Source organism: Massilia sp. CFBP9026 (genome assembly GCF_034045165.1).
Lineage (GTDB): Bacteria > Pseudomonadota > Gammaproteobacteria > Burkholderiales > Burkholderiaceae_D > Telluria > Telluria arenae.
Map to the genome: position 1 here is coordinate 193,152 of NZ_JAXCWH010000005.1, position 22,810 is coordinate 215,961.

Sequence of the window (22,810 nt, forward strand, 5' to 3'; positions counted from 1 at the left end):
CGGTGAACTCAGAATTTTACGGAATCTTCAGCGCTGTCGATGCTGGAACGTTTCAGCCGGTAACTGAGTTGCGGCCTGGTGATGCCCAGCATCCGCGCGGCGCCGGACAGGTTGCCCTTGCAGCGTACGACCGCTTCGCGCAACACCATATTCTCTATGTCTTCAAGCGACATTTGACTCTGGAGGATCTGGTCACACAAAGTGCTTTTACGTTCTTGCTCAGGGTTTTCAAGTGCCCCGGCTTTATCGACTGCAACGCGCTCCATCTCCGGGAGCACGAAGTTCGGAAACAAGTCCCGGCTCTCGATCCAATCGCCCTGTGCCGCCAGAATGACCCCGCGTTCGATCATGTTCCCAAGTTCCCGAACATTGCCAGGCCAGCTGTATGCCACCAGCGCCTGCATTGCCTGGTCGGTCACGCCTGCAACGCGCTTTTCGTGCAGCGCGCAGAACTTGTCCACCATCATCGAAACCATCGACGGGATATCGCTGCGGCGCTCTCGCAATGGAGGGATGAGGATGGGGTAGACGCTCAAGCGATAGTACAAGTCGGCGCGGAAGCGTCCAGCCTTGACGGCCTCCGGCAGGTCAACGTTGGTTGCCGCGACAATACGCACATCGACCTTGCGCGGACGCTCGTCGCCGAGCCGCTCGATTTCACCTTCCTGCAGCGCGCGCAGCAGTTTCGCCTGCGAGGCGAGTGGCAGCTCGCCGAGCTCGTCGAGGAAGAGCGTCCCGCCGTCGGCACGTTCGAACTTGCCCGCGCGTGAACTGGTGGCGCCTGTAAAAGCGCCTCTCTCTACGCCGAACAGCTCCGCCTCGATCAGGTCGTGCGGAAGCGCGGCGCAATTGATCGTCACGAAAGCCTTGTCTGCACGCCGGCTCCGGTGGTGGATGGCACGCGCGAAGCGTTCCTTGCCGACGCCGGTTTCACCTGACAACAGTACCGTGACGTTGGTTTCAGCAGCTTTCTCGACCAGACGATAGGCCTGCCTGAAGCTTGGCGATTCGCCGACCATGTCCTCGAGGCTGCGATATGTCTTCAAGCTAGTGCGCAGCATGTCGACCTGGGATGAAAGCTCCAGCAGCTGAGACACGATGGACTCCGGCTCGAAGTAAGGCGTAAAGTCTTGCGCGTCAGGCCATTCCTCGACAGGCTTGCCGACGATCCTGCATTCTTCGTCCGAACAGCCGATGCACTTCGTTTCCTTGAACAGGATAAAGCGTCCCATGAAGGCAGACGTATAGCCGGAGGCGTAACCGATCAGGCTCCAGCATACGGCGTCCTGCTGTGGACCGAAGGAATTGACGTGGGCGGCTGCTTCCCAGGAGTTACGCCAGATAAACTCTCCATGGAACTCGCCTTTGTCGACGTCCATATGGCCGAGTACGGGAATGACCTGTACGCCGCCCTCGAGCATGTGCATCTGCGGCCCTGTTGCAAACGCTTCCTCGATCGTCAGGTTTCCACGAATCTTGCGCGCCAATTCAGCATCGCGCGTGCCCGACGCAAATCCCATGCGGGTGAACATGCGCCGTGTGAACTCCTTACCGAGCGAATTCATCATTTCTTCGCGCAAGCCGCCTAACGAAGCCGCATGGAGCAACAGCATGCGGCTTTCAGACAGCCAGATCGAGCCGTCGTCTGGTGAGAAGCGGATGAGCCGCCGCAGATCCAGGTCTTCGGGAAATTCGATCATGTCACTGCTGCTCCCCGTTCGATGGATTGAAAGTACATTGAATGAAAGAAGGTTACCTATACGGTCCAGCATGGTCACTGATCATTCTTGCTGTTTGCAGCACGATCCGATCATGGCGTCGCGGTCGCGGCATTCGACAGCATCGTATCGGCAATATCGAGCATCGCGCGCAGGCGGTCCATATGCCGCAGGTCATGGTGGTAGCCCACCCAGATATCCCGGCTCGGCGGGTGATCCGGCATGTCGATGCGCTGCAATCCAGATAGCGCATCGCCAAGTGGCCTTGGCAGCACTGCAATCCCCATGCCTTGCAGGCACATCTGTGCCTGCAAGGCCCGGCTCGTACTGGTGAAGACGCGCCGCGACGAAGGAAACCTGTCGAGCAGCCAGGCGACATCCGGAAAGTGCGACTGCGCCGTATTCATCAGGATCAGCCCCACCGACGCCGGATCGGCCTGCAGTGCAGATGCGGTGTCGGCCGAGCCATACAGACCGTATGGGATGCTCATCAGGCGGCGCTGGACGATGTCCGGTTCGCTGAAAGGAACGAGGCGAAACGCCACATCGGCCTCGCGCCGCGACAGATCGAGCAAGCGGTAGCTGGCGATGACTTCGGGCACGACGGCCGGATGGCGGTGCGTCAGTTCGGCCAGGACGGGCGCCAGAACATGGCCTGCAAACCACTCTGCCGAAGATATCCGCAACATGCCTTCGAGGCGTTCGTGATTGCCCGCCAAACGTCTTTCCATAGCCAGCGCGGAATTTTCCATGGATTCCGCCAGCGCCAGCACGCCGTCCCCGGCATCCGTGAGCACCAGTCCATCCCTGGTGCGGCGAAACAGCGCCTGCTCGGCCTCGTCCTCGAGCGCCTTGATCCGACGACCGACGGTCGGATGGCTCACGCCCAGCGTGCGGGCGGCTTCACCGAACGAGCCGTTGCGTACTACTGCCAGGAAGATGCGGACGTCGTTCCATTCCATCTCGTCGCTACCCGTTCAAAAATGTACTTGGAATATACATGGATGGCAGTTCTCAAACAATATTGTAGGGGCCACCATGGCGTCTCAACCTTGCTGGCCCAGGCCGGCCTTATTGGGATATCAAGACATGAACAAGTTGAAAGACAAGGTCGCCATCGTGACGGGCGCTTCAAAAGGAATTGGCGCGGGCATCGCCCGCCGGCTCGCGGCCGATGGCGCGAAGGTCGTCGTCAATTACGCCTCGAGCAGGAGTGGAGCGGACAAGGTGGTCGCCGACATCGAAGCGGCCGGCGGGATAGCCATCGCGGTGGGCGCGGACGTCACCAGGAAGGCGGAGGTCGAGGCGCTGGTCAGTGCGGCGATCGAGCATTTCGGGCGCCTGGACATCGTGGTGAACAACTCCGGCATCTACCAGTTCGCCAGGATCGAAGAGACCACCGAAGAACTCTATCGCAAGCAGTTCGACATCAACGTCCTCGGCCCGCTGCTGGTCACCGCCGCCGCAGCGCCGCATCTGGGCGAGGGCGCCAGCATCATCAACATCAGTTCCAACGTCACGAGCGTTCTTCCGGCCGAGAGCGCCATCTATAGCGGCACGAAGGGCGCGATCGACACCATCACCGGTGTGCTGGCGCGCGAACTCGGCCCGCGCGGCATCCGCGTCAATGCCGTCAATCCCGGCCTGGTCGACACCGAGGGCACCCACACCGCAGGGGCAATCGGATCCGACTTCCAGGCCTGGAACGAGGAACGCACACCGCTCGGCCGCGTCGGCCAGGTGCAGGACATCGCGCCGATCGTTGCCTTTCTCGCATCAAGCGATGCCGGCTGGGTGACGGGCGAGATCATCCTGGGTTCGGGGGGCATGCGCTGATGGAAATCGGCATCGTCGGTCTGGGATGGCGATGGCGATGGCGCTGGCGCTGGCGACAAAAACGATTCTGTGCCGGTCCAGCCTGAAAACCTCCCTCGCCAACGCTGGTCGAACAATTACCACGACGCTGTTTATCCGGCTGGTTCGTCTATCAACGCTATGGGGCAAAATCATGAGTTCAGCCATATACGACTTCTCTTTCGACTCCTTCCAGATTACGAACACGCGGTCAAGACACACGGATACCGACTTCGTCACCTTCAGCGTGACGGTCGGCAGCAAGGTGCCGCTCACGGCAGTGAAGTACATGGGAGACCTGAATAACGGGACCTACAAACCCGGCCTTGTTTTCAGAGGCGTCGTCGTCGGCGACGGGGAAACCGTCGTGGTGTCGTACCTGATCGTGAACAAGGGCCACACCGCCGAACACCGCAGCAAAATCGAGCAGGATCTGGAAAAGGCCGCCCGGGAGCTTGGCAGCAAGGCCGCACAGGCAGCGAGCACTGCCGCGGTAGGCGCCGCCGGCGCCGCCATCGGGGCAGCGCTCGGGACCGGCATATTTCCGATCGTGGGAACGGCGATCGGAGCGCTGACGGGTTGGCTCGTCAGCAAGGGCGCGGCGTTCGGTATCGATCTGATCTTCGCGAACTGCGACGGCCCGGTTGCAGGGGCAGCTCACCCATTCACGAGCGCGCAGCTACGCCAGTCGACGGACAGCGACAAGCCACACTCCGCCCGGGACGACACGCCGGGAACAGATTCGCCAACGGGTTGCGGCAGCAATTCTCACTATTACGTGAACTGGTCGGTCCGCAAGGTGGGCGAGGGGCAGCCGGACGTCGTACCGCGCGCCAGGCCTGGCGCCAGCCAGCGCTCGGGCGACGTGGATGGAGACGGCAAAGCCGAACTCTTCGTGACGAGCGCCTGGGGCTTGGGCATGCTGAAGCAGACCGGCGCCACCATGGCGTCGCCCATCATGGCGCCCAACGGTACCCGGTTTGGCGATTGGCTACTCAACACCGGCGACAATACGGTGGGGCCTGTCGCCGACTATGACGGCGACGGGAACGCCGAGATTCTCATGACCAGTCCCTGGGGAATCGGGATCCTCAAGCTCGCTGGCGGCACGCTCGCATCGCGCGTGATGGCGCCCAACACGACCAGGTTCGGAGACTGGGCGCTCGATACCGCGGTCACCAGGCTCCTGGCAGTGGGCGACCTCGATGGCGATGGCCAGCAGGAGATCGTGGCAACCAGTCCTTCCGGCATCGCCATCCTGAAACTGACGGGCGCCACGCTGACACCGCTGATGGTCGCGGACAATGTCGCCCGAGTCGGCGACTGGAGCCTCGACACCGTGAACGACCAGTTTGGCCCGATCGCGGATTATGACGGGGACGGCAGCGACGAGATCCTGGTTTCCAGTGCCTGGGGCGTCGGCATTCTGAAGCTGGCAGGTGGAACGCTCCAAACGTGCATGATGGCGCCCAACGGAACGCGCTTCGGTGGCTGGGTGCTCGATACCTCGCTCAACCGGTTCGGGCCAGCGGGCGACTACGATGGGGACGGCCGTGCCGAAACCCTGGTCACCAGCGCCTGGGGCCTCGCTCTGTTGAAGCTGACGGGAGGAACGCTGGATGCGCCGATGATGCAGCCTTCCGGCACGCGCTTCGGTGGCTGGCTCGTTGATGGTGGCGCCAATCGTTTCGGGCCGGCGGCGGATTACGACGGGGATGGCAAGGTCGAACTGCTCGTCACCAGTGCCTGGGGTATCGGCATCCTGAAACAGGCGGGCAATACGATGACGTCGTCCATGCTGGCGCCCAACGGCACCCAGTTCGGGGCTTGGCTGCTCGACAGTTCCTGCAACCGGTTTGGTCTGGCGGCGGATTATGATGGGGACGGCCGCGATGAAATCCTGGTGACCAGTCCGTGGGGGATCGGTATCCTGAAGCTGAACGGCGACACGCTTGGCGCCTCCATGCTGGCGGCGAACGGGACGGGCTTGGGAGACTGGGCGGTCGATGCACGCGACGAGCAGCTTCTGGGGCAAGCGCGGCGCACAAGTTGACGACAGCTGACCAGGCAACGCATGAACTCGACAGCAAAAAGCCCATGGACCGGAAGGTCATGGGCTTTTGGTTTGGCAGGACTTGCGCCGTTGGTCTTTACTCGACCGTCACCGACTTCGCCAGGTTACGCGGCTTGTCGACGTCGGTACCACGCGCCAGCGCCGTGTGATACGCCAGCAACTGCAGCGCCGCCACGTGCAGGATCGGCGACAGCAGGCCGTAGTGTTCCGGCAAGCGGATCACGTGCAGCCCATCGCCCGAGGTGATGCGCGAATCGACGTCGGCGAACACGTATAGCTGGCCGCCGCGCGCGCGCACTTCCTGCATATTCGACTTCAGCTTTTCCAGCAGCGCATCGTTCGGCGCGATCGTTACCACTGGCATTTCTTCGGTCACCAGCGCCAGCGGGCCGTGCTTCAGTTCGCCGGCCGGGTAGGCCTCGGCGTGGATGTACGAGATTTCCTTGAGCTTCAGCGCGCCTTCCAGGGCGATCGGGTAGTGGATGCCGCGGCCCAGGAACAGGGCGTTCTCCTTGCGCGCGAATTCCTCGGCCCAGGCGATGATCTGCGGCTCGAGCGCCAGCACCGACGACAGCGCGACCGGCAGGTGGCGCATCATCTTGAGGTGTTCGGCTTCCTCCGCATCGGTCAGGCGGCCGTTGACTTGCGCCAGGGTCAGGGTCAACAGGAACAGCGCCGCCAGCTGCGTGGTGAAGGCCTTGGTCGAGGCCACGCCGACTTCGACGCCGGCGCGGGTGATGTAGGCCAGCTGGCACTCGCGCACCATGGCGCTGGTCGAGACGTTGCAGATGGTCAGCGTGTGGGTCATGCCGAGGCTGCGCGCGTGCTTGAGCGCGGCCAGGGTGTCGGCCGTCTCGCCGCTCTGCGAGATGGTCACCACCAGGGTGTCGGGGTGCGGCACGCTGTCGCGGTAGCGGTATTCGCTGGCGATCTCGACGTTCACCGGCACCTTGGCCACCGATTCGATCCAGTATTTGGCGGTGAGACCGGCGTAGTAGCTGGTGCCGCAGGCCAGGATCAGCACGCGGTCGATCTTCTTGAAGACGGCATAGGCGCCGTCGCCGAACAGTTCCGGCATCACGCCGGTCACGCCTTCGAGGGTGTCGCCGATGACGCGCGGCTGCTCGAAGATCTCTTTCTGCATATAGTGGCGGTACGGGCCGAGCTCGGCCGCGCCGGTGTGGGCGTGCACGGTTTTCACTTCGCGCTCGACCGGACGGCCATCGACATCGACGATCCAGTAGCGCGCCAGTTGCAGGTCGACCACGTCGCCTTCTTCCAGATAGATAATCTGGTCGGTGGTGCCGGCCAGCGCCATCGCGTCGGAAGCGACGAAGTTCTCGTCCTTGCCCACGCCCACGATCAGCGGCGAGCCCTGGCGCGCGGCGATCACGCGGTGCGGTTCTTCGCGGCAGAACACGGCGATGGCATAGGCGCCCTGCAGGCGCTTGACGGCCTGCTGCACGGTCTCGAACAGGTCGCCGGTGTACAGGTGGTCGACCAGGTGGGCGATGACCTCGGTGTCGGTCTGGCTCGTGAACTTGTAGCCCAGCTTGGTGAGTTCGTCGCGCAGCTCGTCGTGGTTTTCGATGATGCCGTTGTGGACAAGTGCGATGCGCGCATTGTCTTCGGTCGGCGAAAAGTGCGGGTGGGCATTGTGCGATGCCGGGGCGCCGTGGGTGGCCCAGCGCGTGTGGGCGATGCCGGTGAAGCCGTCGAGGCGTGCTTCCTTGACTTGCGATTCGAGGTCGGCCACGCGCGAGGTGGAGCGCGAGCGGGTCAGGCGGCCATCGAGGTGGATGGCCACGCCACAGGAGTCGTAACCCCGGTATTCGAGGCGTTTCAGGCCCTCGATCAGGACGGGGGTGATATTACGTTTGGCGACTGCTCCGACGATACCGCACATGGCTAACCTCTCGAATGAATAAACTGTTGAGTCTTATCGTAGAGCAATCCGAATGAAATAAGCTTACAGTGCGCGCCAGATTTTGTTAGATTATTTCATGATAGTATGAATAAGAAATCTTGTTTCATATAAATCAGAAAATTTATCGAATATTTCATCACAATGATAGAACCACCTGCCTTCGACGACCTCGATCGTCGCATTCTGAATATTTTGCAAACTGACGCATCGCATACGAACGCCGAACTGGCGGCCCTTGTGCACGTGTCGCCACCGACTTGTCTGCGCCGCGTAAAGCAGCTGACGGAAAGTGGCGTCATCGAGCGCCAGGTGGCGATCGTGGCGCCCGACAAGGTCGGTAGCCGCCTGTCCGCCATCGTCGAGATCACGCTCGACGTGCAGGCCGCCGAGCGCATGGAAGAATTCGAGAAGCTGGCCGCCAGGGAGGCGGCCGTGCTGCAGTGCTACCGGGTGTCGCCAGGACCCGATTTCGTGCTGGTCGTGCAGGTCGCCGACATGCCGGCCTATCATGCGCTGGCGCACCGGCTGTTCACGTCGCACGCGAACGTGCGCAACGTCAAAGCCTATTTTTCGACCCACCGCAGCAAATTCGACACCCGGATCGCCGTCTAGATTACAGGCCGCAGCCTGTGGATAATATTGTGGAAGACTAGGTGGATGGACAGGGGGTAAGCACGGTAAAACCCTGTGTTTATCTTGTTTATTTCCTGTGATTACCCTGTCGACAGCCGGTGGATTACTTCTTCACTTTCACCGGGCGCTTCCATCCTTCGATCGTGATTTGCTTGGGCCGCGAGATGGTCAGCTTGCCGGCCGGCGCATCCTTGGTGAGCGTGGTGCCGGCGCCCAGGGTCGCGCCCTTGCCGATCGTCACCGGCGCCACCAGCTGGCTGTCGCTGCCCACGAACACCTCGTCCTCGATCACGGTGCGGAACTTGTTGGCGCCGTCGTAGTTGCAGGTGATGACGCCGGCGCCGATGTTCACGCGCGAGCCCACCGTGGCATCGCCGATATAGGCCAGGTGGTTGGCCTTGCTGTGCGCCGCGACGGTGCTGTTCTTGATCTCGACAAAGTTACCCACATGGACGTCCTCGCCCAGCTCGGTACCCGGACGCAGGCGCGCATACGGTCCGATCTGCGAAGCGGCGCCAATGCTGGCGCCTTCGATATGGCAGAACGGCTTGATGTTGGCGCCAGCGCCGACCGTGGCGCCGACCAGCACGCAGTTGGCGCCGACCTTTACGCCGTCAGCCAGCTCGACACGGCCTTCGAACACGCAGCCGACGTCGATAGTGACATCGCGGCCGCAAATCAGTTCGCCGCGCACATCGATGCGCGCCGGATCCATCAAGGTCACGCCTTTTTCCAGCAGGGCATGGGCGATGTTCAATTGATGACGACGCTCGAGCTCAGCCAACTGCACCTTGCTGTTCACGCCAGCCACTTCCCATTCGCCCGACGGGTGCGCCGACACGACCGGCACGCCGTCCGCCACGGCCTGGGCCACGATATCGGTGAGGTAGTACTCGCCCTGGGCATTGTTGTTGGACAGCGCCGCCAGCCACTTCTTCAGGTGGCGGGTGGGGATGGCCATGATGCCGCTATTGATTTCGCGGATGGCGCGCTCGGCCTCGCTGGCATCCTTTTCTTCGACGATGCGCACGATCTTGCCGTTCTCGCGCACGATGCGGCCCAGGCCGAAGGGGTTGGCCTGTTCGACCGTCAGGATGCCCAGCTTGTCGTCGCCGGCGGCTTCTACGAGGCGGCGCAGCGAGTCCACCGTGGTCAGCGGCACGTCGCCGTACAGCACCAGGGTGGCGCTGCCATCGTCCAGTTGCGGCACGGCCTGCATCACCGCATGGCCGGTGCCCAGCTGCGGCTGCTGCAGGGCGGTATCGATCGTAATGCCGGTCTCTTGCGCCAGCGCGGACACCATCTCGGGCACCGCTGCGCCGCCGTGCCCGTAAATCACACATAATTTCTGCGGACTCAGGCTACGTGCCGTATCGATAACGTGGCGCAACAGCGGCTTACCAGCCAATGGATGCAGGACTTTCGGCAGGGCGGATTGCATGCGCTTTCCCATGCCGGCGGCGAGGATCACAACGTTCATAAGCCGTTCTCAAAAAGTTGAAAATATGAAAAATTCTAGCATGCGAGATACTTTTTTCCGGCGCACCCTAGCGCTATTGGCGATTGCCCTGATGGCATTGGCGGCCGGTTGCAGCACGATTCGCTTCTCGTACAACCAGGGCGACACCTTACTGTACTGGTGGATGAATTCCTATGTCGATTTCGAAGGACAACAGGCCGACATCGCCAAGCGCGACATCAATGGACTGTTCCAATGGCATCGCCAGACCCAGTTGCGCGACTATGCCGCCTTATTAGGCACTTTCCAGCAAAAAATGGCTGGCAACCCGAGCCAGGCCGACCTGTTGCAGGCCTACCGCGAGATCCGCGTGCGCGGCGAACGCCTGTCTCAGCGCGCGGTGCCGGAACTGACGACGCTGGCCATGTCGATCACCCCTGCGCAAATCGCCAATATCGACAAGAAGTTCAAGGACAAGAACGAAGAATACCGCCGCAAGTTCATGAGCGGCAGCGTCGAAAAACGCCAGCGCGCGCGCTTCAAGAAATCGATGGAGCAGATGGAACTGTGGTTCGGCCGCTTCAGCAGCGAGCAGGAAGCCGCCCTGCGCCGCGCCTCCGACCTGCGTCCGCTCGACAACCAGCAGTGGTTAGAGGAGCGCCAGTACCGCCAGCGCCGCATCCTGGCGCTGCTGCAAGAAGTGCAACAGAAAAAGCTCAACCGCGAGCAGACCGCCGCCAAGGTGCAAGGCCTGATGCGCGAGTTGTTCACACGCATGGAGTCGCCCGAGCGCAAGGCCTTCTATGACGCCAGCATCGACCACACGACGAAATACATCCTGACCGCGATCAAACTGGCGACGCCGGAGCAGAAGGCCCATGCGCAGCAGCGCATGCAGGGCTGGATCAATGATTTCGGGGCACTGGCAGCAGGTAAGTAGGGTGGGCGGGTCTCCCGCCCACGCGTTCAACGGCGATATCGCGGCCCCGACAGGCGTGTAAACCTGCATGCTATAGTGCCGCCCATGCAAAGAAAGTCCATGAAATCACGGCCCCAGGCCGCCAAACCCCATGGCGCGCCGCGCATGGCCCAGCACCAGGTCCGCATCATCGGCGGCGCCTGGAAACGCACCCTGCTGCCGGTGGTCGATGCCCTCGGCCTGCGTCCCACGCCAGACCGCGTGCGCGAAACCGTCTTCAACTGGATCAACCACCAGCTCGGCAGCGACTGGGAGCAAGCCACTTTTCTCGACCTGTACGCCGGTTCCGGCGTGCTCGGCTTCGAGGCTGCCAGCCGCGGCGCGGCGAAGGTGACGATGGTCGACAACCACGCCCCGGCCGTGCGCCAGCTCGAAGCCAACCGCGACAAGCTCAAGGCCGACAACATCACCGTGCTGCGCGCCGACGCCCTGACCCTGGCGCAAGACCTGGCCACCCGCGGCCAGCGCTTCGACGTGATCTTCCTCGACCCGCCTTATCAACAGGATCTGCTGGCCAAGACGCTGCCGCTGTGCGCGGCGCTGCTGCTTGATGGCGGCATGGTGTATGCCGAAGCCGAGGCGCCGTTGCCCACCGAGGGCGACGACGTCCCCGACTGGTTGAATGGATGGGAAGTGGTGCGCGCCGACAAGGCGGGCATGGTCTACTACCATTTGCTGAAGCTGCAAGAAAAGGCGGCCTGAGTCCGCCAAGGGCCGGGAAACTGCACAACCATTGGGCAAACCATGCCCCGGCCTGGGGCGGATGCCGTGTTTTCAGGCATAATGCGCGTTCCAATAGGGTGTTAATTTTCAGGGAGCCGCAATGGTTGTAGCCGTTTATCCAGGTACGTTCGATCCGCTGACCCGCGGCCACGAGGATTTGGTACGCCGCGCATCCGGGCTGTTCGACCGACTGGTGGTCGGCGTCGCCGACAGCCGCAACAAACGTCCATTCTTCACGCTCGAAGAACGCCTGGATATCGCCAACGAAGTGCTTGGCCATTACCCCAATGTGCAGGTCGAGAGCTTCTCGGGCCTGCTCAAGGACTTCGTGCGCAAGCACGACGCCCGTGTGATCGTGCGCGGCCTGCGCGCGGTGTCCGATTTCGAATACGAGTTCCAGATGGCGGGCATGAACCGCTACCTGCTGCCCGACGTCGAAACCATGTTCCTGACCCCGTCCGACCAGTACCAGTTCATTTCGGGCACCATCGTGCGCGAGATCGCCATGCTGGGCGGCGACGTCTCCAAATTCGTATTCCCTTCGGTCGACCGCTGGCTGCAGCAGAAAATCGCCAGCATGGCGCAAGCGCCGAAGGCCTGATTCTCCAGGACGTATCATGGCCTTATTGATTACTGACGACTGCATCAACTGCGACGTCTGCGAACCCGAATGCCCCAACGATGCCATTTCGATGGGCGAAGAGTATTACCAGATCGATCCGCACAAGTGCACCGAGTGTGTCGGCCATTTCGATGAGCCGCAATGCGTGCAACTGTGCCCGGTTGCCTGCATTCCGCTCAATCCGGAATGGCGCGAATCGCGCGAGGAACTCCTCATCAAGTACGAGCGGCTAACGGCCGACAAGGCCCCAGCCTGATCTGCTCCCCAAGCCGGCAACTCTGCCGGCTTTTTTGTTTCCGCTCCCAGCTTTCCTGACCGCGTACCGGCTTGCCCGGCATGCGGCGTCCGCACGTCCCTGAACGCCATCTTTCAGCCTGCTCGATTCATCCATTCCTGGCCTGCTACTCCCGGTTAACGTTAATGGGCGCTTTTTGGCGCTTATTGGTCTGCTGTTTTCGCTTGTTCGCTCGGTTACCGTAAGTATATTTTTACGCAATCTAGAATGTGAACTTTGTTGAACCTCTTTCATTTACTAACAAACGCCTCAGAACGTGCCATCAAGTTGTCACCATCGTCGATAATTTCAGGCTAAATCAAGGCAACGACATAGCTCATCCATATTCGCCTAAAATTGCTGCAACTACTCGCTAAATATACTCATCTATATGACAAGTAACGCGTGAACACTTTTCCGATAAATCATATTTTTGACTCTTTGTGAACTTTGTTAAATAAAAAAGGCGAGAAAATCCCGGTAACGTGAAGTCACCAGGCGTAAAGCGACATCCCGGCGTTTTTCAGGGGGAAAAGAGATTGCAGCCGTGGCGGCGTGCTACAGAAGGCAGGGACGAAAAAAAACGCGGTGTCCGTTGCCGGAGACCGCGTTAGGGGAGAATTCGGTAATAATCAGTGGCGGATGCCCATCGCACGCACTTCAGCGGCGTCCACCGGATCCAGGCTGGCCAGCTTGCGCTTGAGCGCCAGCGCTTCGTCCAGGGCGCGGCGCGCGGCCAGCTCGGCCTTGCTGCGGCGTGGACGCACGGTCAGGTACAGGGCCCGGCCGATGCCGACCAGCAGTGGGCGGAAGAACAAGACAAAGCCAGCCAGCAAGGCAAGATACACGGTGGTGCTGAACACCTGGCCGTAGGGCACGGCAGCGGCAGCTTGGACTAGGGAGGCGGTGGAAGACATGATAGGCTCGTTCTGTTATTGTTGAGAACTATAGTGCGTCGCAACATATAAATCTAATTTTGTTCCCTGATGGCCCTTATACAGTTTGTGAATGATTTGGAGTACACTACCCGTACTCCTGTATTCACAACAGTTTTCTCCTGATCCCATGAGCTTTCTGACGCTTGACCTGAATCTGCTGCGCGTATTCGACGCGGTGATGACCGAGCAAAACCTGACCCGTGCCGCCGGCCACCTGGCCATGACCCAGCCCGCAGTGTCGAATGCAATCAAGCGACTACGGGAGAGCCTGGGCGACGAACTCCTGATCCGCACCGCCTACGGCGTCAAGCCGACCCCGCGCGCCGAAGCCCTGTGGCCGGCCGTGCGCCAGGCCCTGGCGGCGCTGGAAGCGGCGGTGATGCCGGAGACCTTCGACGTCTCCAAGGCGCAAGCGACCTTCCGCATGGCGATGGCCGACGCCACCGCCGCGCTGTGGCTGCCTTCCCTGATGCGCTCGATCGAAAGCGAGGCGCCGGGCGTGAACATCCGCATGGTGCCGCTGACGACGCGCGAGCCGCGTCCGATGCTGTTGCGCGGCGATATCGACCTGGCGGTCGGCTTCTTCCCCGGCGTCGCCGCCCAGCTCTCGTACGAGACCGGTTCGCCGATCCGCCACGAGCGCCTGTACTCCGGCGTCTATGTGTGCGTGATGCGCAAGGATCACCCGCTGGCCAAGGAAAAGCTCGATCTCGACACCTATTGCAAGGCCAACCACTTGCTGGTGAGCTTCTCGGGCCGTGCCCACGGCCTGGTCGACGAGGCGCTGGCCCAGCTCGGCCGCGAACGCCGCATCCTCTTAACGGTGAACCAGTTCTTCACGGCGGGCAGGGTGGTGGCGAACTCCGATCTGATCACCGTGTTGCCGAAGCACTTGATGGTCTCGACCGGCATGACCGACGTGCTGATCTGGAAGGAGCTGCCCTTGCAGCTGCCGGCGGTCCACCTGGACATGCTGTGGCACGAACGCGATGGCCGCAGTCCGGCTCACCGCTGGCTGCGCAAGAACCTGGAATCGATGGCCGAAAGCGCCTCAAAAAGCGGCGTGCGCAAGATCGTCTGACAGCGCCAGCGCTGGTGTCGACCAGCAAAATGTTTCACGTGAAACAAAACGGCCAGGCAAATGCCTGGCCGTTTCACTTTTAAAGCACGGTCTGACGATCAGCGGATCGGCAGCTTGGTCGTATTCTTGACTTCTTCCATCACCGCATAGGTGTGGGTTTCGCGCACGCCCTTTTGCAGCAAGGTCTTGCCCAGGAACTCGCGGTAGGCCGCCATATCCTTCACGCGCGCCTTGACGAGGTAGTCGAAGCCGCCGGCCACCATATGGCATTCCAGCACCTCGGGAATCATTTGCACGCTCTGCTTGAACGCATCGAACACCTCGGGCGTGGTGCGATCGAGCACGACTTCGATAAAGACCAGCAGCGACACGTCGAGCAGCTGCGGATTGAGCTGGGCCGTATAGCCCATGATATAGCCCGATTCATGCAGTTTGCGCACGCGCTCGAGGCAGGCCGCCGGCGACAGGTTGACGCGCGCCGCCAGTTCCACATTGCTGATGCGGCCGTCATTCTGCAGCTCGGCGAGGATCTTCTTGCTGATCTTGTCCAACATCGGGTGTCTCCCGTTAATTTTATTCGGTCAGATTGTCGCATCAAAAACTATCTATTGCTAGTAACGATTAAAAGCAGAATTAATCCAGAAGAAATCCTTCTACAATCGAATCATTTCCACCGAGTTCCAGACTGCGCCGGCCACGTGATGTGGTACGGCGCTTTTGCTGTGCGGTGGCCCTCGTTGTGTATTTTTCTTTTGACTAGATAGCCATGCAGATCGCTGCTTCCCCGGCCTCCACCTTCGTTCCCTTCGACGCCCTCCACGCTGAAACCAGGCGCGAGCAGACTCTCCTGCGCGCCGCCATCACCGCCGCCTACCGCCGCGATGAATCCGAGGCAGTGCAATGGCTGCTGGCCCAGGGCGCCACACCGAGCGCCGACGCCCAGCCGCTGGCGCATCGCCTGGTCTCCGCAGTGCGCGAAAAGCGTACCCGCGCTTCCGGCGTGGACGCGCTGATGCACGAATTCTCGCTGTCGTCGGAAGAAGGCGTCGCGCTGATGTGCCTGGCCGAAGCGCTGCTGCGCATCCCGGACAGCGAAACCGCCGACCGCCTCATCGCCGACAAGATCAGCCGCGGCGACTGGCGCAAGCACCTGGGCGAATCGCCATCGCTGTTCGTCAATGCCGCGACCTGGGGCCTGCTCATCACCGGCAAGCTGGTCTCGACCAATAGCGAGCAGGGTCTCGGTTCGGCGCTCACGCGCCTGATCGCGAAGGGCGGCGAACCGCTGATCCGCAAGGGCGTCGACATGGCGATGCGCATGCTGGGCAACCAGTTCGTCACCGGCCAGACCATCGACGAAGCGCTGAAGAACAGCCGCGACAACGAAACGCGCGGCTATCGCTACTCCTACGACATGCTGGGCGAGGCGGCGCTGACCGAAAGCGATGCGAAGAACTACTACGCCTCGTACGAAGCCGCCATCCACGCGATCGGCAAGGCCTCCAATGGCCGCGGCATCAAGGACGGTCCGGGCATCTCGATCAAGCTGTCGGCGCTGCATCCGCGCTACAGCCGTGCGCAATATGCGCGCGTGATGGGAGAACTGCTGCCGCGCGTGCGCAGCCTGGTCCTGCTGGCCAAGACCTATAACATCGGCATCAATATCGACGCCGAAGAAGCCGACCGCCTCGAGATCTCGCTCGACATGCTCGAAGCGCTGGCGTTCGACCCAGACCTGGCCGGCTTCGAAGGCATCGGCCTGGTGGTGCAGGCCTATCAGAAACGCTGCCCGTTCGTGATCGACTACCTGGTCGACCTGGCCAAGCGCAGCGGCCGCAAATTCATGGTGCGCCTGGTGAAGGGCGCCTACTGGGACGCCGAGATCAAGCGCGCCCAGGTCGACGGCATGCCAGGCTATCCGGTCTATACGCGCAAGGTGTACACCGACGTCTCCTACCTGACTTGCGCGCGCAAGCTGCTGGCGGCGGCCGACGTGCTGTATCCTCAGTTCGCCACCCACAATGCCCACACGCTGTCGGTGATCTACACCTGGGCCAAAGAGGACAAGGTCAGCAACTACGAATTCCAGTGCCTGCACGGCATGGGCGAGACCCTGTACGACCAGGTCGTGGGCAGCAAGAACCTGGACAAGGCTTGCCGCATCTACGCGCCGGTCGGTTCGCACGAAACCCTGCTGGCCTACCTGGTGCGCCGCCTGCTGGAAAACGGCGCCAACTCCTCGTTCGTGAACCAGATCGTCGATGAGAACGTCGCGATCGACACACTGCTCACCGATCCCTTCGACGTCGCGCGCGCCAGCGGCGGCAAGCCGCATCCGGCGATCGCGCTGCCGGTCGACATGTTCGGCGATGAGCGCAAGAATTCGGCGGGCATGGACCTGGTCAACGAAGACGTCCTGGCCAAGGTCGCGGACGGTCTGGCGCAGCAGCGCCAGCACGTCGCCGGCCCGCTGATCGCTGGCTCGGTCGACGCCGGCGTGCCCGCCAACGTGGTCAATCCCGCGATGTCGAGCGATATCGTCGGCCAGGTGAGCGAGGCCTCGCGCACCGACGTCGAAACCGCCCTGGCCGCTGCCAGCGCCTTCGCCGGCGAATGGGCCGCCACCGCCACCCATGAACGCGCCGCGATCCTGGAGCGCACCGCCGACCTGTTCGAACAGAACGGCGTCGAGCTGATGGCCCTGGCCGTGCGTGAAGCCGGCAAATCGCTGCCGAACGCGATCGCCGAACTGCGCGAAGCGGTCGACTTCCTGCGCTACTACGCGGTGCAGATCCGCGGCTCGAGCAAGGCCGACGCACTGGGCCCTGTCAGCTGCATCAGCCCCTGGAACTTCCCGCTGGCGATCTTCACCGGCCAGGTAGCGGCCGCCCTCGCGGCCGGCAACGTGGTGCTGGCCAAGCCGGCCGAGCAGACCCCATTGATCGCCTATCGCGCGGTGGAACTGTTCCTCGAGGCGGGCACCCCGCGCGCCGCGCTGCAGCTGCTGCCGGGCCGTGGTGAAGTGGTGGGCGCCGCCCTGACGGCGGACAGCCGCATCAAAGGCGTGATCTTCACCGGTTCGACCGAAGTCGCCCAGCTGATCAACCGCACCTTGGCCAAGCGCGCGCAACAGGAAGGCATCGACATCCCGCTGGTGGCCGAAACCGGCGGCCAGAACGCGCTGATCGTCGACTCCTCGGCGCTGCCGGAGCAGGTGGTGCAGGACGTTCTGAGTTCGGCCTTCGACTCGGCCGGCCAGCGCTGCTCGGCGCTGCGCGTGCTGTTCCTGCAAGAGGACATCGCCGACAAGACCATCAAGATGCTCAAGGGCGCGATGCAGGAACTGCGCGTGGGCTGCCCGGACCGCCTGGCGACCGACATCGGCCCGGTGATCGATGCCGAAGCCCAGCGCAACCTGCTGGCCCACATCGAGCGCACCAAGGCCACCGCGCGCAGCCACTTCGCGCTCGAGCTGCCGGCGTCGGTCCTCGCTGCCGGCACCTTCGTGCCGCCGACCGTGCTCGAAATCGCCTCGCTGGCGGAACTCAAGCAGGAAGTCTTCGGCCCGGTGCTGCACATCGTGCGCTACCGCCGCGCCGAGCTGCCCTCGGTGATCGATGCGATCAACGCCACCGGCTATGGCCTGACCCTGGGCGTGCATTCGCGCATCGATGAAACCATCGACCACATCGTCAACCGCGCCCATGTCGGCAACATCTACGTCAACCGCAACATCGTCGGCGCAGTGGTCGGCGTGCAGCCGTTCGGCGGCGAAGGCAAGTCGGGCACCGGTCCCAAGGCCGGCGGCCCGCTGTACCTGAAACGCCTGCAGCGTGGCGCGGCGCCCCTGATGGAACACGTGCGCCAGCCAGAAGCGGCGCTGGAAGCCCTGATCGGCTGGCTGCGCACGGCCGGCCAGCAGCCGGTGGCCGCGCTGGCCGAGGGTTACGCGCGCACTTCGCTCAATGGCGTGTCGATGGACCTTCCCGGCCCGACCGGCGAAAGCAACCGCCTGTCGTTCACGCCGCGCGGCGCCGTGCTGTGCGCGCCCGCCACCTCGGCCGGCCTGCTTAATCAGCTGGCAGCGGCCCTCGCCACCGGCAACCGCGCGCTGGTGCTGGCGCCGACGCCTGAATCGATTCCGGCCAACCTGCCGGCGGCGGTGAAGGAACGCGTGCGCTTCGTGGGCAAGGAAGAAATCGATGCGGCCGACGTCGCGATCGCGCTGGTCGAAACCGGCCTGGCCGGCCTGCTGCGCACGCAGCTGGCGGCGCGCCCGGGTGCGATCGTCGGCATCGTCGACACCGACGCCCTGGAGCCGGTGGACCTGTGGCGCCTGGTCGCCGAGCGCGCGGTCTGCGTCAACACGACCGCCGCTGGCGGCAACGCAAGCCTGATGACCTTGGGCCTGTAAGAATCGTCGAAACACGGCGTCGACTATTTCGTCGACGCCGACGTAGGGTGGACGGCTTTGCCGTCCACGCGTCCAACCAGAAGAGAATCAGTAGGAGAAGCAGCAGCACACAACACAACAGGAGACCGACATGCTTGTAGGCGTTCCAAAGGAAATCAAGAACCACGAATACCGCGTCGGCCTCACGCCGCCATCGGTACGCGAACTGGTGGCGCGCGGCCACCAGGTCATCATCCAGCAGGGCGCAGGCCATGAAATCGGCCTCGACGACGCCCACTACACCGCGGCCGGCGCCACCATCGTCGACAGCGCCCACGAAGTCTTCTCGCGCGCCGACATGATCGTCAAGGTCAAGGAGCCGTTACCGGCCGAATGCGCGATGCTGCGCGAAGGCCAAATCCTCTACACCTACCTCCACCTGGCTCCCGATCCGGAGCAAACCGCGGCGCTGGTCAAATCGGGCGCCATCTGCATTGCCTATGAAACGATCACCGGTCCGGGCGGCGGCTTGCCCCTGCTTGCGCCGATGAGCGAAGTCGCGGGCCGCATGGCTATCCAGGCCGGCGCCGCCCATCTGGAGAAATCCCGGGGCGGCATGGGGCTGCTGCTGGGCGGCGTGCCTGGCGTGGCGGCCGGCCACGTCGTCATCATCGGCGCCGGCGTGGTCGGCGCCAATGCGCTGCAGATGGCGGTGGGCACCGGCGCCCGCGTCACGGTGCTCGACAAGAACGTCGACCGGCTACGCCAGCTCGACCTGGTGTTCGGCAACCGCATCTCGACCCTGTATTCCAATGCTCACGCGCTCGAGGAAGCGGTCGTGAGCGCCGACCTGGTAATTGGCGGCGTGCTGGTGCCTGGCGCGGCGGCGCCGAAACTCGTCACGCGCGACATGGTCTCGCGCATGAAGAAGGGCGCTGTGGTCGTCGACGTGGCGATCGACCAGGGCGGCTGTTTCGAGACTTCACACCCAACGACGCACGCCGATCCGACCTTCCTGGTCGATGGCGTGGTCCACTACTGCGTTGCGAACATGCCGGGCGCGGTGGCGCGCACCTCGACCTTCGCCCTGAATAACGCCACCATCGGCCATGCTTTGGCGCTGGCGAATAAAGGCTGGCGGCGCGCGCTGGCGGACGACGTCCACTTGCGTCATGGGCTGAACGTCTGCCAGGGCAAGGTGACCTTCGAAGCCGTAGCCCAGGCCTTGGGCTACGACTACATCCCAGCGGATTCGCTCCTGGGCTGAAGCGGCGCTTCCACCAGATGCCGGCACAGGCGCCGGGTGATGTGGAAAGCATATTGCGCGGCCACCGACTTCACGAAGCGCATGAAGTCGTGGGCCGCGTCTTCATTGGCATTGTCCGATACCGCGCGGATGACGGCGAACGGCACGTCCAGTTCCTGACACACCTGCGCCACTGCGGCGCCTTCCATCTCCACCGCCACCAGCCCGGGCAGGGCGCCATTGAGCGCATCGATGCGCTGGCGGTCATTGACGAACTGGTCGCCGCTGGCGATCAGGCCACGATGTACGCGCGGCTGTGCGAGGCCGAATGCCTGTCTCTCGGTCTCGGAGATCGTCTCCAGGAAGTCGCATTCCAGGAAGGCGTGGGCGGCGCTGGACAGTCTTAGCGACAGCTGCTGGTCTGGCTGGAAATGCGTCTGGCCCGTGAGCGGCACTTCGAAACGCGGGAACAAAGGGCTGGCATCCATATCGTGCTGGACCAGCGATTCGGCCACCACGATGTCGCCCACACGAATCGTTTTATCCCCGGCGCCGGCAACGCCCGTGAAGAGGATGTGCGTAACTCCGAACTTTTCCACAAGCGTTGTCGCAGTCATCGCAGCGGCAACCTTGCCAATACGCGATAAAACGCACACAGCGTCGATTTCCCATAGCTGTCCGACCCAGTACTCCCGTTTGCCGTGGATGAGCTTGGCGGCCCCTCCCATGGCTTCCACGAGCCCTGCCTGTTCTTCGTGCAAAGCGCTGATGATCCCTAGACGCATGTTTTCTTGCTGGGTGAGTGTGTAGAGACGTTTTGCACCTTATTGGCGATTCAGATCGGCAACTGTGCATAAGGGACGGATTGTACACAGCTTCCATCGCATTCAGTCCTTGAATTGCAATGATCCTGGTTCTGGTTGGAGGAAGTGAATGACCTGTTCTGGAAGACGCTTTTTTTGCTTGCGCTGTGTTTGCTTATTTAATTAAGAGATATGTATACAAGGTTGATAGTAGTAGGTAAACGCGATGTTCTCTGTGGATAAGGCGAGTTTACTCCACAGTATCAACGGTTTACGACGTCGTTTACGCGCGGGAAAAAGCTTGCGTTCGGCTTGCACCGTTCTTGGACAACAAATCGGCTCACAGAAAAATGGCCTGTTCTGCACATCCGGCGCTGTGGATATGCAGCGGCTTTTCCACAGGCGCTCGCGTGTTATTGCTACCAGGCGTGCAGTTCGAGAGGTCTAGCGCGATCGCCATGACCAGGAACTCGTGCGTGTGACTGATCTTTTCTGCACGCCTTTCCTCGTTTGCAACCTCGGGCTGGTCCGGAGTCAGCGGCAGCGGCGTTTCTCGTATTTGTTTTAGTTAAAGGCTTGTATACAAAATGATAGTAATAGTAAACGCGAGCTTCTTTGTGGATAAAGACGGTTTTCTCCACAACATCAATGGTTTACGGCCGCGTTAACCCGCTGGAAAACGCCTGTTCCTGCGCTGTAGGAAAGTTGAATAGAAATTTCTTAACTGGACAAGTCGGTGGTTTCTGCACATTCCGTCCTGTGAATATTCATTCGCTTATCCACAGACGCCGTTCCTTTCCCAGCTTGGCTGGCCTTGGTGAACACGATGTGCGAGCAAGCAGTCGAGATGGCCGACAGCATCGGCTTGCGCGATTTGCCTTCCCCGATTTGCCACACGTGGAAGAAATTTTTTTTTTCGCGAGGTCGTCAGGTTTACAACCAAGATCTGTATACAACATTGATAATAGTGGTTAACGGTAGCTGGTTTCTGTGGACAACCCGATTAAAGAGCGCGAAATCAGGCATTTATGTGACGGATAAGTCCGTGCACTGCTAAGCAGACTGCTTGGTGGCAAATCTGGACAAGATTTTTGCCTGTGCAAAAAAGCCGAGTTCTGCACAAACGATACCTGTGGATATCAAGTAGCTTATCCACAGAGGGGGTCTGGACAGGCGTTTACGTTCTGGTAAGCTGTTTCCCATCGAACTGAGGTACAGGGAAACGCATGGACGTCGTGTCGCAGTACGCCAGGGTCAATGGTTTGAACATGCACTACGTGACTGCCGGTGAGGGCCCGCCAGTCGTGCTCTTGCATGGCTTTCCGGATACCCATGCGATCTGGCGGCGGCAAATCCCGGCCCTGGCTGCGGCTGGTTTCCAGGTTATCGCTCCCGATCTGCGCGGCTACGGCAAGACCGATATGCCGTCCGAGGTCAGCGCATACGCAATCGACTTCGTGGCCGATGACGTGCTGCAGCTCATGGATGCACTGGGCATCGCCGAGGCGACGGTGGTCGGCCACGATTGGGGTGCGCAGGTCGGTTGGAATCTGGCCATGCATGCGCCTCAACGCGTCAGCCGTTACGCGGCGCTGTCGGTGGGCCACCCAAAGGCGCTGGCCAAGTCAGGTCTCACGCAAAAATTGCGCTTCTGGTACATGGCCGTATTCATGACGCCGGTCCTGGCCGAAACGCTGTTGAAGGCAGGTAATTGGGCGGCTCTGCGTGCGATGAATCGCAGCCGCGAACAGCAGCAACTCTGGATCGATGCGCTGGCGCCGCAGGGCCGACTGACCGCCGCCCTGAATTACTACCGCGCCAATCTCAAGGGTTCACGCGGCAAGCGCTGGAAGCCGGTCGATGTGCCGGTGCTGGGTGTCTGGAGCGAGCGCGATCCCGCGCTGCGCGAACAGCAAATGCTGGACTCGCGCGAACAATGCCGCGCCGGCTTCGAGTATGCGCGCATCGACGGCGTAGGCCATTGGCTGCAGTTATCGGGCGCCGAGCGGCTGAATGGCTTGCTCATCGATTTCGCACGATCGCCGGCGGCCGTCACGCCGGAATAAGTGCCACGGGAAGGGCGGCG

General features: G+C 61.9%; 18 protein-coding genes. 11 read left to right on the forward strand and 7 right to left on the reverse strand.

What is annotated here, in order from left to right; translation table 11 throughout:
- Window positions 1-8: 8 nt before the first annotated feature.
- Both SOM28_RS14165 and SOM28_RS14170 read right to left on the reverse strand, forming a co-directional pair.
- Window positions 9-1,700, reverse strand: a complete 1,692-nt coding sequence (locus SOM28_RS14165) for a sigma-54-dependent Fis family transcriptional regulator (RefSeq protein WP_320468495.1) — start codon at window positions 1,698-1,700, stop codon at window positions 9-11.
- A gap of 110 nt (window positions 1,701-1,810) precedes the next feature.
- Entirely contained in the window at window positions 1,811-2,680 is an 870-nt protein-coding gene (locus tag SOM28_RS14170; RefSeq protein ID WP_320468496.1) for a LysR family transcriptional regulator, read from the reverse strand.
- A 127-nt stretch (window positions 2,681-2,807) separates the two neighbouring features.
- Between SOM28_RS14170 and SOM28_RS14175 the strand changes: the two genes are divergently transcribed.
- Window positions 2,808-3,554, forward strand: a complete 747-nt coding sequence (locus tag SOM28_RS14175) for a glucose 1-dehydrogenase (RefSeq protein WP_320468497.1) — start codon at window positions 2,808-2,810, stop codon at window positions 3,552-3,554.
- 37 nt (window positions 3,555-3,591) lie between these two features.
- Window positions 3,592-5,625, forward strand: coding sequence for an FG-GAP repeat domain-containing protein (locus tag SOM28_RS14180; protein WP_320468498.1), 2,034 nt, complete (start codon window positions 3,592-3,594; stop codon window positions 5,623-5,625).
- 97 nt (window positions 5,626-5,722) lie between these two features.
- Here the strand turns inward: SOM28_RS14180 and glmS are convergent, their stop codons facing one another.
- Complete coding sequence (glmS, locus tag SOM28_RS14185) at window positions 5,723-7,552, reverse strand: glutamine--fructose-6-phosphate transaminase (isomerizing) (RefSeq protein WP_320468499.1); 1,830 nt, start codon at window positions 7,550-7,552, stop codon at window positions 5,723-5,725.
- A gap of 162 nt (window positions 7,553-7,714) precedes the next feature.
- On the opposite strand from glmS, the gene SOM28_RS14190 reads away from it, so the two are divergent.
- Window positions 7,715-8,185 (forward strand): Lrp/AsnC family transcriptional regulator, encoded by a 471-nt coding sequence (locus tag SOM28_RS14190; protein ID WP_320468500.1) that lies wholly within the window; start codon window positions 7,715-7,717, stop codon window positions 8,183-8,185.
- A 124-nt stretch (window positions 8,186-8,309) separates the two neighbouring features.
- Here SOM28_RS14190 and glmU read toward each other — a convergent pair whose 3' ends face one another.
- Entirely contained in the window at window positions 8,310-9,686 is a 1,377-nt protein-coding gene (glmU, locus tag SOM28_RS14195; RefSeq protein ID WP_123067684.1) for a bifunctional UDP-N-acetylglucosamine diphosphorylase/glucosamine-1-phosphate N-acetyltransferase GlmU, read from the reverse strand.
- Between the two features lie 40 nt (window positions 9,687-9,726).
- Between glmU and SOM28_RS14200 the strand changes: the two genes are divergently transcribed.
- The 4 genes from SOM28_RS14200 to SOM28_RS14215 all read left to right on the forward strand — a co-directional run bounded on the left by SOM28_RS14200 (window position 9,727) and on the right by SOM28_RS14215 (window position 12,245).
- Window positions 9,727-10,605, forward strand: a complete 879-nt coding sequence (locus SOM28_RS14200) for a DUF6279 family lipoprotein (protein WP_320468501.1) — start codon at window positions 9,727-9,729, stop codon at window positions 10,603-10,605.
- Between the two features lie 99 nt (window positions 10,606-10,704).
- Window positions 10,705-11,346 carry a 16S rRNA (guanine(966)-N(2))-methyltransferase RsmD gene (gene rsmD / locus SOM28_RS14205; protein WP_229414799.1) on the forward strand — a complete coding sequence of 214 codons (642 nt, stop codon included), beginning with the start codon at window positions 10,705-10,707 and terminating at the stop codon, window positions 11,344-11,346.
- Window positions 11,347-11,467: 121 nt separating this feature from the next.
- Window positions 11,468-11,968 carry a pantetheine-phosphate adenylyltransferase gene (gene coaD, locus SOM28_RS14210; protein WP_005664073.1) on the forward strand — a complete coding sequence of 167 codons (501 nt, stop codon included), beginning with the start codon at window positions 11,468-11,470 and terminating at the stop codon, window positions 11,966-11,968.
- 16 nt (window positions 11,969-11,984) lie between these two features.
- Window positions 11,985-12,245: a YfhL family 4Fe-4S dicluster ferredoxin gene (locus SOM28_RS14215; RefSeq protein WP_123067682.1), complete on the forward strand. Its 261-nt coding sequence runs from the start codon at window positions 11,985-11,987 to the stop codon at window positions 12,243-12,245.
- 650 nt (window positions 12,246-12,895) lie between these two features.
- Here SOM28_RS14215 and SOM28_RS14220 read toward each other — a convergent pair.
- On the reverse strand, window positions 12,896-13,180 hold the full coding sequence (locus SOM28_RS14220) for a hypothetical protein (protein WP_123067681.1): 285 nt from the start codon (window positions 13,178-13,180) through the stop codon (window positions 12,896-12,898).
- A gap of 148 nt (window positions 13,181-13,328) precedes the next feature.
- Here SOM28_RS14220 and SOM28_RS14225 point away from each other — a divergent pair, with 148 nt between their 5' ends.
- Window positions 13,329-14,282 carry a LysR family transcriptional regulator gene (locus SOM28_RS14225; RefSeq protein ID WP_123067680.1) on the forward strand — a complete coding sequence of 318 codons (954 nt, stop codon included), beginning with the start codon at window positions 13,329-13,331 and terminating at the stop codon, window positions 14,280-14,282.
- Window positions 14,283-14,380: 98 nt separating this feature from the next.
- Here the strand turns inward: SOM28_RS14225 and SOM28_RS14230 are convergent, their stop codons facing one another.
- Window positions 14,381-14,836, reverse strand: a complete 456-nt coding sequence (locus SOM28_RS14230; protein ID WP_005664065.1) for an Lrp/AsnC ligand binding domain-containing protein — start codon at window positions 14,834-14,836, stop codon at window positions 14,381-14,383.
- A gap of 212 nt (window positions 14,837-15,048) precedes the next feature.
- On the opposite strand from SOM28_RS14230, the gene putA reads away from it, so the two are divergent.
- Window positions 15,049-18,696 (forward strand): trifunctional transcriptional regulator/proline dehydrogenase/L-glutamate gamma-semialdehyde dehydrogenase, encoded by a 3,648-nt coding sequence (gene putA / locus SOM28_RS14235; protein WP_320468502.1) that lies wholly within the window; start codon window positions 15,049-15,051, stop codon window positions 18,694-18,696.
- Between the two features lie 130 nt (window positions 18,697-18,826).
- Window positions 18,827-19,942: an alanine dehydrogenase gene (gene ald / locus SOM28_RS14240; protein WP_320468503.1), complete on the forward strand. Its 1,116-nt coding sequence runs from the start codon at window positions 18,827-18,829 to the stop codon at window positions 19,940-19,942.
- Here the strand turns inward: ald and SOM28_RS14245 are convergent.
- Window positions 19,912-20,706, reverse strand: coding sequence for a 5'-methylthioadenosine/adenosylhomocysteine nucleosidase (locus SOM28_RS14245; protein ID WP_320468504.1), 795 nt, complete (start codon window positions 20,704-20,706; stop codon window positions 19,912-19,914). The two genes, ald and SOM28_RS14245, sit on opposite strands and share 31 nt — an antisense overlap.
- A gap of 1,244 nt (window positions 20,707-21,950) precedes the next feature.
- Here SOM28_RS14245 and SOM28_RS14250 point away from each other — a divergent pair.
- Window positions 21,951-22,790, forward strand: a complete 840-nt coding sequence (locus tag SOM28_RS14250) for an alpha/beta fold hydrolase (RefSeq protein ID WP_320468505.1) — start codon at window positions 21,951-21,953, stop codon at window positions 22,788-22,790.
- The last annotated feature ends 20 nt before the right edge of the window (window positions 22,791-22,810 follow it).

What these genes read in the sequence shown, in the direction of transcription:
- glmS (WP_320468499.1), bottom strand. Translation starts at nt 7,552, where the DNA reads ATGTGCGGTATCGTCGGAGCAGTCGCCAAACGTAATATCACCCCCGTC.
- putA (WP_320468502.1), top strand. Translation starts at nt 15,049, where the DNA reads ATGCAGATCGCTGCTTCCCCGGCCTCCACCTTCGTTCCCTTCGACGCC.
- SOM28_RS14220 (WP_123067681.1), bottom strand. Translation starts at nt 13,180, where the DNA reads ATGTCTTCCACCGCCTCCCTAGTCCAAGCTGCCGCTGCCGTGCCCTAC.
- SOM28_RS14175 (WP_320468497.1), top strand. Translation starts at nt 2,808, where the DNA reads ATGAACAAGTTGAAAGACAAGGTCGCCATCGTGACGGGCGCTTCAAAA.
- glmU (WP_123067684.1), bottom strand. Translation starts at nt 9,686, where the DNA reads ATGAACGTTGTGATCCTCGCCGCCGGCATGGGAAAGCGCATGCAATCC.
- SOM28_RS14250 (WP_320468505.1), top strand. Translation starts at nt 21,951, where the DNA reads ATGGACGTCGTGTCGCAGTACGCCAGGGTCAATGGTTTGAACATGCAC.
- rsmD (WP_229414799.1), top strand. Translation starts at nt 10,705, where the DNA reads ATGAAATCACGGCCCCAGGCCGCCAAACCCCATGGCGCGCCGCGCATG.
- SOM28_RS14170 (WP_320468496.1), bottom strand. Translation starts at nt 2,680, where the DNA reads ATGGAATGGAACGACGTCCGCATCTTCCTGGCAGTAGTACGCAACGGC.
- SOM28_RS14200 (WP_320468501.1), top strand. Translation starts at nt 9,727, where the DNA reads ATGCGAGATACTTTTTTCCGGCGCACCCTAGCGCTATTGGCGATTGCC.
- SOM28_RS14245 (WP_320468504.1), bottom strand. Translation starts at nt 20,706, where the DNA reads ATGCGTCTAGGGATCATCAGCGCTTTGCACGAAGAACAGGCAGGGCTC.
- SOM28_RS14230 (WP_005664065.1), bottom strand. Translation starts at nt 14,836, where the DNA reads ATGTTGGACAAGATCAGCAAGAAGATCCTCGCCGAGCTGCAGAATGAC.
- SOM28_RS14180 (WP_320468498.1), top strand. Translation starts at nt 3,592, where the DNA reads ATGGCGCTGGCGCTGGCGACAAAAACGATTCTGTGCCGGTCCAGCCTG.
- SOM28_RS14165 (WP_320468495.1), bottom strand. Translation starts at nt 1,700, where the DNA reads ATGATCGAATTTCCCGAAGACCTGGATCTGCGGCGGCTCATCCGCTTC.
- SOM28_RS14190 (WP_320468500.1), top strand. Translation starts at nt 7,715, where the DNA reads ATGATAGAACCACCTGCCTTCGACGACCTCGATCGTCGCATTCTGAAT.
- SOM28_RS14225 (WP_123067680.1), top strand. Translation starts at nt 13,329, where the DNA reads ATGAGCTTTCTGACGCTTGACCTGAATCTGCTGCGCGTATTCGACGCG.
- coaD (WP_005664073.1), top strand. Translation starts at nt 11,468, where the DNA reads ATGGTTGTAGCCGTTTATCCAGGTACGTTCGATCCGCTGACCCGCGGC.
- ald (WP_320468503.1), top strand. Translation starts at nt 18,827, where the DNA reads ATGCTTGTAGGCGTTCCAAAGGAAATCAAGAACCACGAATACCGCGTC.
- SOM28_RS14215 (WP_123067682.1), top strand. Translation starts at nt 11,985, where the DNA reads ATGGCCTTATTGATTACTGACGACTGCATCAACTGCGACGTCTGCGAA.